This is a genomic window from Parvularculales bacterium (assembly GCA_036881865.1).
Taxonomy (GTDB): Bacteria; Pseudomonadota; Alphaproteobacteria; order JAPOUT01; family JBAJNM01; genus JBAJNM01.
Genome location: JBAJNM010000038.1, coordinates 1 through 18341 on the forward strand (window position 1 = coordinate 1; position 18341 = coordinate 18341).

Annotated in this window: 15 protein-coding genes; 9 read left to right on the forward strand and 6 right to left on the reverse strand. The window is 49.1% G+C overall.

The annotated features are described in order from the left end of the window. The 3 genes from V6Z81_08140 to V6Z81_08150 form a co-directional block, all read right to left on the reverse strand. On the reverse strand, positions 1–304 hold a 304-nt coding region (locus V6Z81_08140; protein MEG9862433.1), incomplete at its 3' end, for a hypothetical protein. A gap of 299 nt (positions 305–603) precedes the next feature. Beyond that, the gene (locus V6Z81_08145; GenBank protein ID MEG9862434.1) at positions 604–885 is read right to left on the reverse strand and encodes a ribbon-helix-helix domain-containing protein; all 282 of its coding nucleotides are present in this window, start codon (positions 883–885) and stop codon (positions 604–606) included. Between the two features lie 3 nt (positions 886–888). Then, complete coding sequence (locus V6Z81_08150) at positions 889–1509, reverse strand: ParA family protein (GenBank protein ID MEG9862435.1); 621 nt, start codon at positions 1507–1509, stop codon at positions 889–891. An 898-nt stretch (positions 1510–2407) separates the two neighbouring features. Between V6Z81_08150 and V6Z81_08155 the strand changes: the two genes are divergently transcribed. From V6Z81_08155 to V6Z81_08165, 3 genes are all read left to right on the forward strand, one after another. After that, positions 2408–3703: a replication initiation protein gene (locus tag V6Z81_08155; GenBank protein MEG9862436.1), complete on the forward strand. Its 1296-nt coding sequence runs from the start codon at positions 2408–2410 to the stop codon at positions 3701–3703. Positions 3704–3995: 292 nt separating this feature from the next. Then, complete coding sequence (locus V6Z81_08160; GenBank protein MEG9862437.1) at positions 3996–4193, forward strand: hypothetical protein; 198 nt, start codon at positions 3996–3998, stop codon at positions 4191–4193. 69 nt (positions 4194–4262) lie between these two features. Next, a complete protein-coding gene (locus V6Z81_08165) occupies positions 4263–4490 on the forward strand; it encodes a hypothetical protein (GenBank protein ID MEG9862438.1) in 228 nt (75 codons plus the stop codon). 482 nt (positions 4491–4972) lie between these two features. Here V6Z81_08165 and V6Z81_08170 read toward each other — a convergent pair whose 3' ends face one another. Further along, the gene (locus V6Z81_08170; protein MEG9862439.1) at positions 4973–5314 is read right to left on the reverse strand and encodes an STAS domain-containing protein; all 342 of its coding nucleotides are present in this window, start codon (positions 5312–5314) and stop codon (positions 4973–4975) included. Between the two features lie 927 nt (positions 5315–6241). On the opposite strand from V6Z81_08170, the gene V6Z81_08175 reads away from it, so the two are divergent. The 6 genes from V6Z81_08175 (at position 6242) to V6Z81_08200 (ending at position 16337) form a co-directional block, all read left to right on the forward strand. After that, complete coding sequence (locus tag V6Z81_08175) at positions 6242–7537, forward strand: replication initiation protein (protein ID MEG9862440.1); 1296 nt, start codon at positions 6242–6244, stop codon at positions 7535–7537. A gap of 3 nt (positions 7538–7540) precedes the next feature. Continuing rightward, positions 7541–7768: a hypothetical protein gene (locus V6Z81_08180; protein MEG9862441.1), complete on the forward strand. Its 228-nt coding sequence runs from the start codon at positions 7541–7543 to the stop codon at positions 7766–7768. A gap of 472 nt (positions 7769–8240) precedes the next feature. Beyond that, entirely contained in the window at positions 8241–9542 is a 1302-nt protein-coding gene (locus V6Z81_08185; GenBank protein ID MEG9862442.1) for a replication initiation protein, read from the forward strand. 479 nt (positions 9543–10021) lie between these two features. Next, the gene (locus V6Z81_08190; GenBank protein MEG9862443.1) at positions 10022–14110 is read left to right on the forward strand and encodes a FlgD immunoglobulin-like domain containing protein; all 4089 of its coding nucleotides are present in this window, start codon (positions 10022–10024) and stop codon (positions 14108–14110) included. 438 nt (positions 14111–14548) lie between these two features. Next, entirely contained in the window at positions 14549–15445 is an 897-nt protein-coding gene (locus V6Z81_08195; protein MEG9862444.1) for a hypothetical protein, read from the forward strand. Positions 15446–15674: 229 nt separating this feature from the next. Next, positions 15675–16337 carry a hypothetical protein gene (locus tag V6Z81_08200; GenBank protein MEG9862445.1) on the forward strand — a complete coding sequence of 221 codons (663 nt, stop codon included), beginning with the start codon at positions 15675–15677 and terminating at the stop codon, positions 16335–16337. Positions 16338–16792: 455 nt separating this feature from the next. Here V6Z81_08200 and V6Z81_08205 read toward each other — a convergent pair whose 3' ends face one another. Together V6Z81_08205 and V6Z81_08210 are read right to left on the reverse strand one after the other, a co-directional pair. Next, the gene (locus tag V6Z81_08205) at positions 16793–17383 is read right to left on the reverse strand and encodes a hypothetical protein (GenBank protein ID MEG9862446.1); all 591 of its coding nucleotides are present in this window, start codon (positions 17381–17383) and stop codon (positions 16793–16795) included. Further along, entirely contained in the window at positions 17343–18095 is a 753-nt protein-coding gene (locus tag V6Z81_08210; GenBank protein MEG9862447.1) for a replication initiation protein, read from the reverse strand. The genes V6Z81_08205 and V6Z81_08210 overlap by 41 nt, the downstream gene beginning before the upstream one ends. Between the last annotated feature and the right edge of the window lie 246 nt (positions 18096–18341).

Here is an 18341-nt window from a genome sequence, read left to right on the forward strand (position 1 = left end):
GATCCGCGATCTGGTTATCGAGTAAGGCGACGATGTTGGGGTGGTCATTCTCTGTCATTGATGGATTCTGGGGGATGTCGTTGACGGGTTCTGAAGGTTCGCCGTTTTCGGATGCCGGCGGTTGTGTCCCGTTTGACTGTTTCAGGGGTCTCCCATAGACGCGTGTGAGTTCTGAAACGTCAATCTGCTTTCGGTTTTTCGCGTCTATCTCAAAGGAGACTTTTCCGCTTTTGAGGTCGCGTCGGAGGGTCGATTCGGAGACGGGGATGACCTTGACGGCTTCGGTTATCGTCAATTTCGACATGTTTCAATTCCTTTCTTTGGAAGCGTTTGATAGGTGTCGTTGACTGTCTAAACGATGCAAGCGTGAGAATGGTTGCAAAAGGGAAATGGCGGGAGTGAGGCGTGCGCTGTGGGTTTCCGTGGTTTCCCACCGTAGCAGCAAGGCGGTGTGCGTTGCGTGTGAAACGGAGGGCATAGCGGGGACGCAAAACGGAACGTGCGTGGCACCGCGGTGGGATCACAATGCGATACAGACGCACCCGAAGGGGTTACGCTACAAATCCTTGCGAGAATTCCCTCAGAACGGGTAACCCTCACGCGCTATATCGGCGGTTTGTTATGGAGCGTGAAAAGCGCGTTGACAGCCTCTTCGAGGAGCTCCTGAATCGACTTATCCGTTTCGATACATAACATTCTCATCTGGGTATGCACGTGTTTACTGAAATGCCCCTGCATCACCACTTTACCTTCTCGCGATGCAGCCACGGGTGTCTTTCTTTTCGGTTTCGGTTGGGGCTCCGGATCGGATTGCGTTTCCTGTGGTGTTTCCATCTGCCCATTTTGCTCGAGCAAAGTTTTCAAATCGGTTTTGGGGTGCGGCATCGTTTATATCTCCAATTCCTTCATGACATATCTGTACAAGGCGCGCACCTCGTTGGATGCTTTGCCAGAGGGTTCAAACTCCTGGGCGGTTTTCCCATCAACGACAGCATGCGAAAAAGCAACGCGGTCCCTGAGGACACATGGTGCCGTCGGTACACCATACACCTCAACGGCGCGCTTGGCTTTGTACAGCATACTGCTCCGTGCCTTGACGGCGTTGAAAATCACTCGCATCTCAACATCCGCCATTTTCCCAATTTTAATTGTTGAGCTGATCGCCTCAAGATCAAACCGAGCATCACGGCTCGGAATCAGCGCAAGGTTCGCCATTTCTGCGGCATTCAGAGAAGTTGAATCGGTATTCGGAGAGGTATCAATAATAGCGAGGTCCACACCGCCTTGCTCGGCAGTGTGGAGCACTTGTGGCAGCCGAGTGGCATGGGCAGAAATGACAATCGGTGTTTCGTCGCTTCGGGTATCACTCCATTTCGCCGCGGACGCCTGCGGATCAAGGTCTATCAAAGCGACAGTCTTGCCGTTACGCGATGCCTCCACCGCAAGATGGACGGCTATTGTCGTTTTCCCGGTGCCGCCCTTCTGTGATAGGACTGCTAAGGTTTTCATAGGTTCCTCCTTGACATACTCACCCAGCGAAAGCACGCGGGTTTTGTGTCGGGCTCCTGATAAATGCGTGCAGGCACTCATGCCTTCATTCACGCATTCACGAATGCATGCCTGCATGCCTGCATGGATGCGTGAATGCACTCATGCTAAAAACGCAATATTTCTCGATAGGTTACAACTCCCATTCTGTCCGCTAATTTCTCAAAATTCGGTGAAGGTGAAACCTGCCCTTCTTGCGGACATAGAAAGAAACCGAGTCGTAGGACTTACCAGTGTCGCCAATGCGAATGGAATCACAAACACCCGTCTCAGTGAGTATCCGGGCTTTGCGCACGGGATGATCCGTGTCAAATGCTTCACGGATGGTGGCTTCTGTGGGTTCCCACCCTGAATCTTGGAAGATGGAGACACGACAGACATCTGCGTCAGGTAGGTTCAGAGGGGTTCCGTCCCCCATCTCCCCTTATTTTTTTATTGTTAGACAACAAAAAACCAAGGACCTTTGTGCTTCAAGAAGCGGTTTGGATGCATGTTGTTTAACAATTTTAATATACACTTTAATATGTTTAAGGGGGCGATGCGACCACGCCGCACCTACATTCCCAGACTTTAATATGAACGTTTATAGTATGAAATATGAACGTTTATAGTATGAAATATGAACGTTTATAGTATGAAATATGAACGTTTATAGTATGAAACATGAACGTTTATATTGTGACCTCTCAACGCTTATGGAGAAGCCTTTAGAACTCTGCTTTCTCGCGACAACAAAACTGGCATATTTTGCTTTTAATATGAACGTTTATAGTATAAAATATGAAAATTAATCTTGATAAATGTTCATATTTATTGTATGCTTGTGTAACGTATATCCCAAGAAATAGAGGTATGTCTGATGAACTTAGGAAAAATCAATGAAGTTATTAAAGCAAGTCCGGCGATACAAATCCAGAGCAAGATCTCGCTTTTGCAACGGCGGGCGTGGAACGTCCTACTCGCAAATGCTTACAACGAGCTCTTAGATAAGGACATCCATAGTGTCAGTCTCGTTGAACTTGCTACGAAGCTCAGACTCGGCACTGGGAATCAAGACTATCTGAAAGGCGTGTTACGGTCACTTCGCTTTTGTGAGGTGGAGTGGAATTTGCTGAACAAAGACAACAAGCAGGTCTGGGGGGTTGCGAGTCTATTGGCATCCGCGGAGATAGAAAACGGTATCTGCACCTACGGGTTCGCCCCACATCTGCGCTTAAAACTTCACAACCCACGCGTCTACGCCAAGTTGAACCTACGCCTGCAGAACCAATTCACGAGTCAATATGCGTTGGTTTTATGGGAAGTGTGTTTTGATTACTTTGATGCGGATCGAGACCAGGGTGAAACCCCGTTCATCCCTCTTGAAATGTTTAGAGAGTTGTTAGGTATCAAAAGCGACGAATATCCAGCGTTTAGTATATTCAACCGAGCTGTTATCAAGCCCGCCATCAAGGAAATTAACGAGGTAACAGACTATTTCGTTGAGGTTGAACAGAAACGGATCGGACGCAAGGTTGCCCATCTGAAGTTTCGTATCACGCGAGTCAAGAAACTCCCCGCTCAGGAGTCGTTTTTTCCAGACATAGAGAACCTGCCACGTGTGGCTGTCGAACTTGTGCAAGCCGAGATTGATCGGAAAGTGGCATTGCAGATCGCTACTGCGGCGTGGGATTTTGTGAATCCTGAAAAGGTGCCGTCGCCCGGCAGCTATCCCGATTTTCTGGGGTATGTCGCCGAGAAGCTTGAGATGTCGGTGGATGCGGTGGGCGTGAAAAATCGTTCGGGGTATATCGTTGAGGCGATCCGTGAGAACTATCAGGATCCGGAGCTCCAGAAACGACGCGCCGAGCGCGCTGAAAAAGCCAAACAAAAAGAACTTGAGGACCTGACGACGGAATACAACGCTAAGCGGAACAACATCCTGCGTCAAGTTGTCCATGCGCAGCCGGAACTCGTTGAAGCCGCTGCGGAGAGAGTCCAGTCTTACATTGTCCGTCAACGTCTTGTTGAACAGCCGTCTGCGATGGCGGCGTATCAGAAGGGCGGGATGGTGGCGGCGGAGATCAATGCCATCCTTGCTGCGGAGTTCTGTCAGGACTTGCTCGCGCCGGTGGTTGCGGCATACGAGGATGAGAGGGACAGGATATTGGGATAGGGGCGGAAGTTGGGATGTTGGGAAGTCGTCTGAATCTCGGATTTTCGCCGATTCGACGGATTGACGCGGATTTTAGGATTTGGGTTTATTGTCGGTATTTGTCAGGAAGCGGGGTTGGGATGTTGAGGGTCTGAGGGGGAGGGCGCGAAACAGACCGCTGGAGTCATGACCCACTCAATCGTTTGCTTGGTGAAGAACGCATCTCTGCTCGGGATCTTTGGCACGCTGTGAAAACTCTCACTGCGAGGCAATAGCGTTTGACCGAGAGGATAAGACGAAACTCCAACACCTCTTGGATATGTTCAAGAATGCGCATTTCGTCAAAGAACTGCCTTTTCGGACGCTGCTCATAGAGGCTTGGTATGCTTCAATGGATGTCATGAAGGCAATTGAGGCACTTGATAAAGTCTACTATGCCCCTCTGAAGCGCAATCGTCTTGTGAGCACTTGGGTCAAAACACCTTACCAACGCTTTGAGACCCTGACATGAACCCCTGCTGAAGCGACTCAAGGTCAACTTGTGCATATCAAAAAGTTTCCGAAAGGTCATGAAGTGAAGGTGTTTCGGATAGCGTCTGACACCGGGCACCCGGAATATATCGCTACCAACGATTTATCTCAAGACGATGTCGAAGCGACGCAGCAGAAATGTCGTCTTCGCTGGAAGATTGAGCAACTTCACCGAGAGTTGAAGCAAACCACAGGGATGGGCGAGTGTCAGTTTGTGTGGGATTTAGAGCAACGCGGAGCCGCTGATAAAGCGTGGCTTATGATAATGCCCCACTGAATCCGTTCAATCCGCTGTAGCACAAACTTTAGTTTGTGCATGATTAGACGCAACCTAAAAGATTATGCTTTGAATGAAAGAGGAACCCTAAATAAGATGGAAATAAATGATACTCAGAGAACCAACCTAAAACTTATCCATTTTCAATCAGGAGGAGATATTTTGTCGAAAATAAAAAATGTTCTACTCGTTTTTGTGTTACTCTTTGTCATCTCAGGCTGTGAAAAAATAACCGACACAGTCCTATTACCGCCCGATACATCAGAGACAGAACCCCTCACAGTCATGACCTACAATGTATATCTCGGTGCCAGTGCAGTCAACCTGCTATCTGTAGAGAGTTTGCTACAGGTTCCAGAGGAAGTCGCGAACCTGTTCACGCCGGCGTGGTTGCACAGATAGCCTTTGAGTAGCACATAGGAAACCGTTGGTCAAAAGGGGCAGTAAACCACCCCTTTTGACATTTCGTTGCGCTTTAGATTTCAGGCAGACAATGCCGAAACCGCATCGTCTTCACTGTCAAAATGTTCAAAAATATGAACAAGCCGATGCACAACAATCAGGTTCTTAATGTGTTTGCCGATATGAACGGCACCCATGCGACCCTTTCTGCGTTTGGCAACGATATGTGCCTCTATAAGCACCCCGAGCCCTGAAGAATCAATCATACGAACATTCTCGAAGTTAAGAAGGACACGCGGGGCATCCGCCCCCTCTACCTCTGGCAACAGGACTTTCCGTAACTCTGATACGGAGGTTCCGACAATCTTTCCTTTCAGTTCCAAAATCGAAATGCCATTTTGCTGGCGAATTTGCGTTGTCATTTTTTTCCTTTTCTGTTTATTAAACATCGTGGATTTTAATCGTTTAATGGTTTGAACGTTCACTCTATGTTTTCGTTTACTTAGTCCGTTTTCAGAGAAAAAAAATCACTTTTTTCACCTCACCAAAGTTTACCTAAGTTCACGGAATGAAAGCCCACTGCTTTAGCTAACGTATAAGTATAAGTTTGGTGATCAATCGAACACAATACGCATTGGCAACTTGCTTGACGATATGTGGCAGGTGCATGCGTATTTCCACAAGTGGCAGCGTCAACGCTACAAAGACGGATTGCCGTATGTCAACTTTGAGGGTATGTGTGACCACGTGAAACTTATGAAAGATACGACACACCCCCATTGGCAAGCGTTGCCGTCTCAAGCAATCCAACAAGAGTTGAAACGTATCCATTTGGCATACGACCGGTTTTTCAAATAAACACATTTTTATTTTTAGAGGCGACCCCCGAACCCGAGATAATTATACCTTTCCCGGAAGAGATCCATGTTGATGTGGGTCTTCCGTCCCCCCATCTCCTCTTATTTTTTTATTGAAAGAACAACAAAAACCAAGGACCTTTGTGCTTCAAGAATCAGTTTGGGTGCATGTTGTTTAACTATTTTAATACTTTTAATATGTTTTAATATGTTTAAGGGTGCGATGCGACCACGCTACACCTACATTCCCAGACTTAAAGGTGTAGGTTTATATCCCTAAAGGTGTAGGTTTATATCCCTAAAGGTGTAGGTTTATATCCCTAAAGGTGTAGGTTTATATCGAAGCCTCTGAAAACCTACTGATGATGGGGGTCAAAGATGGGATTTTTGCGGTTAAAGGTGTAGGTTTATATCGCTGAAAGTGTAGGTTATATTGAAAAATATACACTTTTATGTTAGAATATGAACAAATATCCGGAGGAGGCAGAATGAATGAACTTAGCGAAAATCAATGAAGTTATCAAAGCAAGCCCAGCGATTCAAGTCCAGAGCAAGATGTCGCTGCTCCAACGGCGTGCGTGGAACGTGTTGCTCGCCAATGCCTACAACGAGCTTCCAAATAAAGACATTCATAGTGTGGGCATGGTTGAACTCGCGGCGAAACTTGGGTTCGGGGAGGGCAATCAAGCCTACCTCAAGGAAATGTTGAAGTCGCTGGTCGATTGCACGGTAGAATGGAATCTGCTGAACAAAGACAACAAACAGGTCTGGGGGGTTGCCTCACTGTTGGCATCCGCAGAGATAGAAAACGGTGTCTGTTTGTATGAGTTCGCAAGGCCACTGCGCTTGAAACTCTACAACCCGCGCGTCTACGCCAAGTTGAACCTGCGTCTCCAAAATCAGTTCTCCAGTAAATACGCCCTCATTCTCTGGGAACTGTGTTTCGACTACTTCGATACAGAGCGAGATCAAGGCGAAACACCTTTCATTCCGCTCGAAACTTTCCGGGAGTTGATGGGTATCGAGGCGGATGAGTATCGAACTTTTAAAGCACTCAACCGAAATGTTATCAAACCCGCCATCAAGGAGATCAACGATTTGACGGACTATCATGTTGAGGTGGAACAGAAACGCCTCGGACGTCGGATTGCCGAGTTGAAGTTCCGTATCACGCGCGTCAAGCAGCTGCCGGTTCAAGAGTCGTTGTTCCCGGATATAGAGAACTTGCCGCCGGTGGCGATTGAACTCATCCAAGCGAAGATCGATCAGAAAGTCGCGCTACGAATCGCTGCTGCTGAATGGGATTTTATTACACCTGAAAAGTTGCCGAAACCTGGCACGTATCCCGATTTTCTGTCCTACATTTCTGAAAAGCTTGAGATGTCGGTGGATGCGGTGGGCGTCAAGAATCGTGGGGGGTATATCGTTGAGGCGATCCGTGAGAACTATCAGGACCCCGAACTCCAGAAACGCCGCGCCGAGCGCACTGAAAGAGCCAAAGAAAAAGAACTTGAGGACCTAACGACGGAATTCAACGCTAAGCGGAATACCATTCTCCGTCAGGTTGTCCATGCCGATCCTGGACTTGTGGATGCCGCCGCAGAGAGAGTCCAGTCTTACATTGTCCGTCAACGCCTTGAAGCGCACGATACGGCTCTCGCGGCGTATCAGAACGGCGGGATGGTGGCGGCGGAGATCAATGCGATTCTTGCTGAAGAGTTCTGTCAGGCGTTGCTGGCGCCGGTGGTTGCGGCATACGAGGATGAGAAGGTCAGGATTTTGCGATAGGGGATGGCGGTTGGTGATCGTCAGAATCGCGGATTGACACGGATTATGCGGATGGCGCGGATTATAGGATTTTGGTTTATTGTTGGTTTTCGTCAGAATCGCGGGATTGGGGGCGTTGCCGGTCTGAGGACGCAAGTTAGAGGTTTGCGGGACACGGTGGCAGTCGGTGGAAAAAGGGTAGCCCCCGGACCCATGGAAGGATGCGAGGGCTATATCCGCAAAAATGAGTGATTCGGTGAGAGTGCCAGTCGCCCGAACCGCGGTGCAGCCAAGTTCGGCTGCCAGTGCGGGGGTAAGTATAGCATGAATCGTTAGAAGTTCAATTCTTTTTTATTTTTTTATTGTTAAACAACAAAAAACCAGGGGCCTTATCCTTCCGAAAAGCGGTTTGGATGCATGTTGTTTAACTATTTTAATATATACTCCTTTAAAATTATGTTTAAGGGTGCGATGCGACCACGCCCCACCTACGTTTTCGGATTTAAAGGCATAGGTTTATATCGCTAAAGGCATAGGTTTATATCGCTAAAGGCATAGGTTTATATCGAAGCCTCTGAAAACCTACTGATGATGGGGGTAAAAGATGGGATTTTGGCCTTTAAGGCATAGGTTTATATCGCTGAAGGTATAGAAATGGTTGACAATACTTATACTTTTATGATAAACTCTATACATATCTCTAAAAGCAGCGGAAGGCTTCTCTATGAACAACCTATCGAAAATCAATGAAGTTATCAAGGCGAGTCCGGCTATCCAAATCCAGAGCAGGATTTCACTTTTACAGCGGCGTGCGTGGAACGTGTTGCTCGCAAATGCCTATAACGAGCTCCCAGATAAGGAAATCCATAGTGTCAGTGTGGTTGAATTAGCGGCGAAACTCGGATTCGGCGATGGGAATCAGGAGTACCTCAAAGAGATGTTACGGTCACTGCGTTCTTGTGAGGTTGAATGGAATCTGCTGAACAAAGACAACAAACAGGAGTGGGGCGTTGCGGGGCTATTAGCCGAGGTGCGTATTGTTGATGGTATGTGCTTCTATCAGTTCCCGCACACATTACGCCTGAAGCTCCACAATCCACGCGTTTATGCCAAACTCAACCTGCGTTTGCAGAACCAATTCTCCAGCCGATACGCCCTCATTTTATGGGAGGTTTGTTTCGATTACTTCGATACCGGGCGGGACCAAGGCGAAACGCCCTTCGTTCCGCTCGGAACCTTCCGGGAGTTGATGGGTTTGCAAGCCGATGAGTATACAACATTTAAGTCCTTAAATCAGTGGGTCATCAAACCCGCCATCAAAGAGATCAACGACTTAACGAACTACCACGTTGAGGTAGAACAGAAGCGGATCGGACGGCGGATCGGTGAACTGAAGTTCCGTATTACGAAAGTCAAGCAACTGCCGGTTCAGGAGTCGCTCTTCCCCGATATAGAGAACCTCTCACCGGTCGCCGTTGAACTCGTCCAGGCAGAGATTGATCGGAAAGTGGCATTGAAAATTGCCACACAGGACTGGGATTTTGTGAATCCCGAAAAGGTGCCGAAACCTGGCACGTATCCCGATTTTCTGGGGTATGTCGCTGAGAAACTTGAGATGTCGGTGGATGCGATGGGTGTCAAGAATCGTGCGGGGTATATCGTCGAAGCCATCCGTGAGAACTATGAGGATCCCGAACTCCAGAAACGACGCGCCGAGCGCACTGAAAAAGCCAAACAGAAGGAACTTGAGGACCTGACGACGGAATACAACGCTAAGCGGAATACGCTCCTGCGTCAGGTTGTCCACGCCGATCCGGGACTCGTCGATGCCGCCGCAGAGAGAGTCCAGTCTTACATTGTCCGTCAACGCCTTGAAGCGCACGATACGGCTCTCGCGGCGTATCAGAAAGGCGGGATGGTGGCGGCGGAGATCAACGCTATCCTTGCCGCAGAGTTCTGTCAGGCGTTGCTGGCGCCGGTGGTTGCGGCATACGAGGATGAGAAGGTCAGGATTTTGGAAAGGTAGAATGGGGAGGTCGCCATCGGGAGAATGTTGCGATGGGGAGATGGGTTCTACAGAAGAAGTTGTACCCGTTTGTGAGATTTTGCGTTAATGTGTTATAAATAAAAAAGTATTGACTTTTTGTGGGAAATATCGTATTCTATTTAAATACCTTGTTGGGGGGCACTGCTAGGTTCTGTGTGAACATCCTTTACCCAAAAATAACACAGGAACTGCCCCCTTCCCACCCTAGCAGGCGGTTAAAAACAAGGTCAAGGTAAACACATCTTTTTTACATAAAGGCTATCGGAAACTGTCAAGGCGTTCGCTGACGCTGACGCTTCCCCATAACGGGTGGAGTTCTTTCAGCAATCGGAAACTTTTAGTTTGAGTTCTGAGGGCGAATCGAGACCTCTGATAACCGATGAACGCTGATAGCCGATAAATTCTGACGGCTGATGGAAACCAATATCTGACAGCCATAAAGTGAGGTATATTTTTTCATGAATAACTTAACGACACGAAAAGTCGTCCTCGGACTACTGATGACGCTCGTATTAGGTTTTGGTGTGCAGGGTGTTTTGGAGGCTGTCGAAGACCCTGATATTCAATCAGAGCAGCTGAATCCTGAGGATGTATACACCGTTGGTGATCGAAAAGAAATCTCTATTACTCTTACTCCCGATCAGGCTGGCACACGAGAGACTGTTTCCATTAGTAAAAGTTCAGGCATTGCCTTTGTGGATGAGTATTATTCACTCTCCAGTATAAGACTGACAGAGGATGAAAATCTCGAATTGGATCCCGCTGAAAACGGGACAGACTTCATCTACACGGTAAGGAACATAGATAAGACGGTCAGTAATGCTTCACCAATCGCCATCCCTTACTCTTTTCAAGCGAAAGGTATACAGACGATAACAATCAGTGGTAGAGATTATGAGGATCCGGATGCAGGATCTTGGTCCTATAGGTACACCTTTTACGTGAAGGGCCCTGGCAGTCGGACAACCACCACCCGCCTGGTGAGTTTAACAGATGGGCTTATTGCGGGTGACGGTAATAACATAGTCGTTCATCACGGAGATAGTAGTCACTATGAAGTTATGTACGATATGGTCCCCTCCGGAGGGAGTTTCCAGATAGAGACCCCGAGAGCGAAACTGACGGGTCTGGCGAATAATGGTAAGGGATCAAGTGCCTTTGATGTGTTGTTGAAGATGGATCGAACATATCAGGTGAATGCAAAAGTTACAGGTTCTGATGTAACCACGACGAGTGTTTATATTATTGGATATCCCAATATGACAGTAGGTTACCCTGATAATCCAGATGGTCTGGAGGCTGATGATCTAAATAACAGTGTAGACGGAAGTAGGGGGAGCCCTGGACGGATTAATCAGGTGCTTAAGAAAGCCTTTTATGTAAGGGTAACAGACGGGACCCTCATGCCTCCGAAGAATGCGCAATCCACTGAACTTGACGGATCTGTCCCTGGGGTTGTCGTCACGTTTCGAGCCGATGATAGCGGCACTGGCGGTGGCTATGTAGTGTTTAATGCCGCTCAGAATGCCGGCACCTTGGTTACCTCTGACAATAGGGTGAGAGTTGACGCTTTTGGTGCACCACTAACAACGGACACGGCTAAGGTCCTATATGTGCGGACCCTGATACATGGTAACGCCAATGTTGACTTCCAGCTTGGAACGGATAGGAAACAGGATGTTACGATTAGTTGTCTGGGGCAAAGAAGAACCGTTAGCGCGTATGCTGGCGAAGGTGCCTACGGAGGTCAATTGGTTAATCCTCGTAGTCAAAGTAGTCAAGCCACCGGTCACGCTGGAGAATACGAACTGCGTGTGAACGTGGAAGACGAGGACGGAGCAGCGTTATCTAACAAGTATGTTGAATTCAGAACAAGCGATGGGACATTGGAAGATCCGAGTATGAAGGAGGGGACCAGCACTTTAGGACGCCTTGGTGTTCGGACGGATACACAAGGCATCGCTTTGGTCTTTTTCGATCAGAAGGACACTTCAGGTTCCCCGAGAGTGACTGCACATCTTTTCGACTTGGGTGATGGTGATACGGAGGGTGGTTCAGGTGACCAGGCTGATACGGTTATCGATGATGTCGTCTTCGACATCCGAGGCGGCGGTTCCACTCCGAATCCACAGCCGAATCCACAGCCGACCAATACCATCTTCATTTCACCCGCCAGTACCACGGGCGCGCCTGGGAACACCATGGCGGTGAATGTCAATTCAAACCCAGCGGGTATTTTTGTCACACTACGGAGTAACGATTTCTCGAATACCAACTTCTCGCCGCAATCTGGGATAACACCGTTCACAAGCGCGCTGACGCTACCGAGTTCGACAGGCGTGTATCAATACTTCGCCTACGGTTCAATCGGGGGTGTGACGGTTTCAGATTCAGAGGCAATTACGGTAGAAACCGCAGCACCGGGTACGCTGGCGTTTACCCTCGGCACTCGCGTCGGCAACCAGCAGACGATTACCGTGAGTGCAGCACGGGGCGGTTTGGCACAAAGCGGCGTGCTTTTCTCTGTAACGGGCGGCGCATCGACCTACTCGGGACGGACAGAGACGAATGGCAGCGTCTCGGCAATCATCGCGCTCCCGACGGCGACAAATTCCCACGTGCTGACAGTCAGTGCCACGGGATATCCGTCCGTCCAAGCCACAGCCCTCCCGCCCGGACAAACGACAACAACGCCAACAGGCCCCGCTGGTGAGGCAGACAGCATTGAGATTGTCGGGTCTCGTCAACTCAGCGGCACCCTGAACCAAGCGAGCCGGCTCCGCACCCAAGTTCTCGATGCCAACGACACCGGCGTTGGAGATGTCGCCGTGACGTTCAAGGTTCTGTCCCCTGGACAGGGCACCTTTGCCGGTGCTCTCGGCAATGGAAGGGCAGTGCGACTCGATACAAGTCAAGATGGCTACGCCACGACGAGTTTCACGCCGACGCTTGCGACGAGCGGGGGCACCGTCACCGTTGAGGCGAAAGCGGCTGGGGTCAGTGCTCCTGTCACGTTCATCATAAGTGTCGATGAAGCGTCTGACACACAAACGCCAACACCCCCTCCCGATACAGACGTTTCCCCCCCCACGGAGACGCATCCGGCAGCAGTTGTGCATGTCGGTGCGGCGCATCGTCCGCCGATGGTGTGGGTAGACGGTGGTAAGATTTATGCACTCGTCGGGGCGAACGTCCAAGAATTCGCATCGGGGGTTGAAGGTGCCTTGAACATCGCCATCGGTGGCGAGAAAGTCTACTGGACGGAGATGACGGGCGAGAGTGGTGGCACGATCAACAGTGCGAACCTTGACGGCTCTGGTGCTACAGAACTGAAGTCTATCCGTGCCGTCCCGATGGGCATCGCCGTGGATGTGCCGAATAGCCTGCTCTACTGGACGAACTCGCGTGGGAGAATCCAGAGCCTGAACGCCGATGGTTCGGGGATCGTCGAAAACGTGGTGGAAAATCTCGTGAGCCCGATGGATATCGCCTTAGCGGATGGCGCTGCGTATTGGACGCAAGGCGGAAACGTCCGGTTTGTTAACCTCACCGGTCAAAAAGAGATTCGTAATATCTCGACAGGGATGGATAGCGCTGGGTCCCTCACAATTGGTGGCGGGAAAGTCTATTGGACGGAGATGACGGGCGAGAGTGGTGGCACGATCAATAGTGCGAACCTTGACGGCTCTGGTGCTACAGAACTGAGGTCTATCCGTGCCGTCCCGATCGGCATCGCCGTGGATGCGCCGAATAACAAACTCTACTGGACGAATTCCCGGGGTAGGATCCAAAGCATGGATGTCGACGGCGTGACAGTCGAAAACGTCGTTGACGGGTTAGGCATCCCGGGGGACATGGTGCTGAGCGAGAGCATTTCGGCACCGGCTGCTTCAGGAAGTTCGACTGGATCCGGGACGACGGCTGATACCTCGAAGTATGATGTCAATGGCGATGGCGTGGTGGATGGCAAGGACAAAGCCTTAGTCCTCGACGCGGTTGTGACAGGTACATACGTTGCCAAATACGATGTCAACGATGACAAGAAACTTAATATCCTTGACTACGTGCTTGTTGAGGTGAATATTGATACTGGAGCAGCGGGTGCCCCGGCACTGCTTGGTATGAAACTGAGTACTATTCAGATAGATCGCATCGAGGAACAGATCGATCTGTTGATCGCAACAGGCGACCGTTCACCGGCAGCGATGCGGACGCTGATTTATCTCCAGCAACTCATCGCGACGGCACGTCCGGAGAAAACACAGTTGCTCGCAAACTATCCGAATCCGTTCAATCCAGAAACCTGGATGCCCTACGAGTTGGCGACGGATACGACTGTCAAGATTACGATATACAACACGCAAGGTGTTGTGATCCGTACGTTGGCGCTTGGGCATCAGTCAGCAGGCTACTACGTGGGTCGGGATCGTGCGGCGTATTGGGATGGTCGCAATGCGCTTGGCGAACAGGTCGCGAGCGGTATCTATTTCTACCAGTTCGAGACGGATACGATGTCGTCGATGCGGAAGATGGTTATATTGAAGTAGCCGTCAGCGATCATCAATCAGTAACAAGACCGGTGCGGTTAGAAACCGCACCTACCAAGTTTGAGAAAGGGCGCGGTGTAGAAGCCGCGCCTTTTTTGTTAAGAAGTTGTCTGAATGCACGTCGCATTTGGTCGAGTACGCCGCAAATCGCGGATTTTCGCGGATTCGACGGATTTTCGCGGATTTTAGGGACTTTTGTTTATCGTCGGTTTCTGTTAGAATGGCGAAGTTAGGGACATTGACGGTTTGAGGACGTAAACTGGAAAGTTTGCGCTACAAAGCGATTTGAAAGAGGCGAGATTCGGAGACCTCACCAGCGAATGATAGAGTGGGTTCGTGATGAATTTGGGACCGGAACAGTACTTTATAGCGGATTTGAAACAATCTGATCTTCAGAGAAGCCAGGGTCCTGGAAGGCAACCGATAAGGAGGCAACCGATGCGAAACATTTCAATCCTGTTGTGTATATGTTCTCTGTTCTTTATCGCTCTTGGGGACCGTGTCTGTGTCCACGCACAAACCAAAACCGCAGACAAACTTTGGGTTGAGTACCAAAACGCAACCCTCAGCGCTGCTACGGTTTCAAGCAACTACTACATTCAAGTGGATGCGGCGGATGATACAAACAAGCAACTTGCTGTCGTCGTGGGTTTGTATACCAGTAGTGTTTCGACGCTGGTTGTCGCCGGCATCGGTCAGGTCAAACCGACGTTAGCCATCGTAAAGGGTTGGTTATCCAATGGTAACCTTTCCGCCTTGAAGGTGCTTGCGGATCAAGCGATGTCTGATGCGCACAAAGAAGCGGCGGACTCTGCAAAGAAAAAGACATCTGCCTACGATGATTATTTAGCACAGTTTGGGGTCGAGAATCCGGGGTATGGTACGGATGGGTATACGGGTCCTGCGCCGATGGGGAGGATTAGGAGTCGCGCCATTCCGGAGTTCAAAACGGAGGTCGTTCTTGAGGCACGCCGCGGCGTTGGTTCTATGGTGTATATGTTTTTAGTGTTTCTTATAGGTATTGCTTGCGTTTTTTTTCTTGTCTTCTTGCTGAAACTCTGTCTGCTGACTCGGTCAAAAGGTCTGATTTTGCTGACGAGTGTGATTCTGATCGGAAGCATCTTTGAAGTGAGTTTGAACCACTTTTTGGATACACATATATCTCGATGGGTAACGGGTGAAGTGCACAATGCGACCCAGCGCTGGAACGTTGCGGAATTCTTAGGGCTCGTTTTTCTCATAAAACACTTCCTGTACATCACCTTGTGTGGGTTCTCTGTCTTTCTGATATATAGAGAATGGCGAGCGCGGGGAAAAAACGCTAAATCTGTTTGAGGTTCTAACGATACGAACCCAAAACTTATAGTCTCTCTTGTACAGAACACGCCAGCATGTTTTATGCTTCACCCCTAAATTGCGTGAAAGTTGGCAACTTGATAGGCTTTTCTTTGCGTTTGCCATCAACGAGATCGCCAAAAACCACTTCTGGAGCGGTATCTGGGTGCCTTTTAGGGGTGCCTTTTTCTCACGGATTCTGATATAATCATCAGATAAGGATAAACGTATGAAGTTTGACATATTTTTTGAGAAGTTTCCAGTGGGGTCTCGGATCGTAGCCACCTTGATTTTTGCGTCTGCTTTGCTGTGTGTTTGGCTTCCCACAGCTGTGAGTCAATCGCGTGCCCCACAGATAGACATGTTGCGCTCCAATGATGCCTTGAATCAACTCTATAGGACCTATAGGCTGGAGGATTCGCAATTATGGAGCGATGTTGATAATTTGAGGTTTTTAATTGGCAAACTTGAGATAGTGATAGACCAGTGGGAGCCGAATTTGGATATATCCGAAGGGATCACCATCTTGACAGCACTGAACACAGAGATTAAGGCTGTCGAAGAGCAGCACATCCTTACCAACAAGCAGGAAAACAAAACAGAAACGGCACGCAAAGCTTACAACGATGCTGCCAAACTCCATAATGAGACGTATAAGGATGTCTCTGGATTCGTAGAAAAGAGTATTTATGACGGCACGGATTATAAGATTCCCGCGTTATCCACATCAATCCGATTACCAACTACTCCTTTGAAAGGAGAGGTCCCCATGTTGAAGCGACTCTTATCCGGCAGCCCTCTCTTCTATGGACTCGCCTGCTTGTTAGTGTTCATCGCTGACGGACTCCTTTATCGGCGAACCGTCAAACACGAAGCGAGACGCGATGTCTAACGCACCGAAGAAAATGAATGTTTTTAATATCTTGTTTAATATGTTTAAGGGTGCGATGCACCCACGCCATACCTAAATTCCCAGACTTTAATATGAACGTTTATGGGGTGAAACATGAACGTTTATGGGGTTAAAGCGGAAAGAATACAAGTCTCCATTGTCCGTCAACGGCTTGAAGCACATGACACGTCCCTATCCGCGTATCAGAAAGGGGCATGATCGCCGCGGAAATCAACCACATCCTCGCAGAGGAGTTCTGTCAGGAGCTGCTTGTGCCGGTGGTTACGGCGTATGAAGATGAGAAGGCGCGGATTATGGGGAAAACGGGTTAGGAGCGAGAGAGGACGGTTGGAAGAGAAGACAGGAGGGTGGGAAGATTGGAAGGACTCGCCCATCCTTCCGTCCTTCTATTCTTGTGATAGACCCCCGCCTTTAGTCGGGACCGTTAGTGCTGTTCATCTGTTTGTGAGGATGCGTGCTTTTTCGTCTTGGTAGTTTTGAAGGATGGGTGCGAGTTTGTCGTAGCAGAAGTGTTCAGCGATGGCTTCCTCGATGGCAACTTTAACCATCGTACTTTCTCGATAGGCTTCTGTGGCGGTATCGTATTCCTCAAGTCGTCGTCGTGGATGGTAGGTTTCGACGCGTTCAGCGGCTTTCTCAATGAGTGTAGGGTCGGCTTGGATGGCTTGTCGAAGGATGTTGTTGCGTCTGATGAGAAAGGTTTCTTCTGCGTCTTCAAGCTCCTGTTCTTTGGCTTTCTCTGCTCGCACTTCCCGCTCTTTTCGGACCCACTCGTCCTGATAGTTTTCTCGGATGGCTTCGATGACATACCCGCCTTGATTCTTGACACCTGAGGCAGAAAACGACATCTCGATTTTCTCAGCGACGTAGGCGGCAAAGTCGGGATATGTGTCGGCGGGTGGCAACTTGTCGGGGGTGACGAATGCCCAGGCTTTTTTAGCGATCTGGAGGGCGATTTTCCGATCCACGTGTGCCTGGACGAGTTCAATGGCGACGGGTGGGAGGTTTTCTATATCCGGGAACACGGACTCTTGGACGGGAAGTTGTTTGACTCTTGAGATATAGAACTTCAAGTTCAGCGACTTTGCGTCCGAGGCGCTTGTGTTCGACTTCAACGTGGTAGTCTGTCAAGGCGTTAATCTCGCTGATGGCGGACTTTATTACATCTCGGCTAAGCACTTTGAAAACAGGGTAATCGGTTTCGTCTAAACCCATTAACTCTTTGAAGGTTTCGAGTGGAATAAAGGGTGTTTCGCCGGTGCCGCGATTGGTATCGAAGTAATCGAAACAGACCTCCCAGAGAATGAGGGCGTATTGGCTCTTGAATTGGTTTTGGAGGCGTAGGTTGAGTTTCGTATAGATGCGCGGATTGTGGAGCCTCTGACGCATAGAGTGTGAATACTCGTAGTAGCAGATGCCGTTTTTGATACGCGCTTCTGCTAACAAACTCGCAACGCCCCACTCCTGCTTTTTGTCCTTACCTAAGATGTTCCACTCGACCGTGAAATCAACGAGTGCCTCTAACGTCTCCTTGAGATACTCATCGTTTTTGCTATCAAAACCGAGCTTGGCGGAAAGTTCGGCAACGCTGGCGGTGTGGATTTCTTTATTTGGGAGTTCGTTGTAGGCATTGGCGAGCAGGACGTTCCACGCACGACGTTGGAGGTGCGTCATTTTGCCTTGTATTTGGATGGCGGGGCTGGCTTTGATCACTTCATTGATATTTTCTAATAGCATGGTAGTCGTCTCCTTTTGGGTAATTATACATATCCTACCATAAAAGAGAGTTTTTATCAATATAAATGCTCACCTTTAACCCCATAAACACTCACCTTTCACGAAAAAACAGGCATCAGGAGGCTTGTGGGAGGTAGGGTTTCAGACGGTTTCCCCATAAACACTCACCTTTTCCCCATAAACACTCACCTTTAACCCCATAAACACTCACCTTTAACCCCATAAACACTCACCTTTAACCCCATA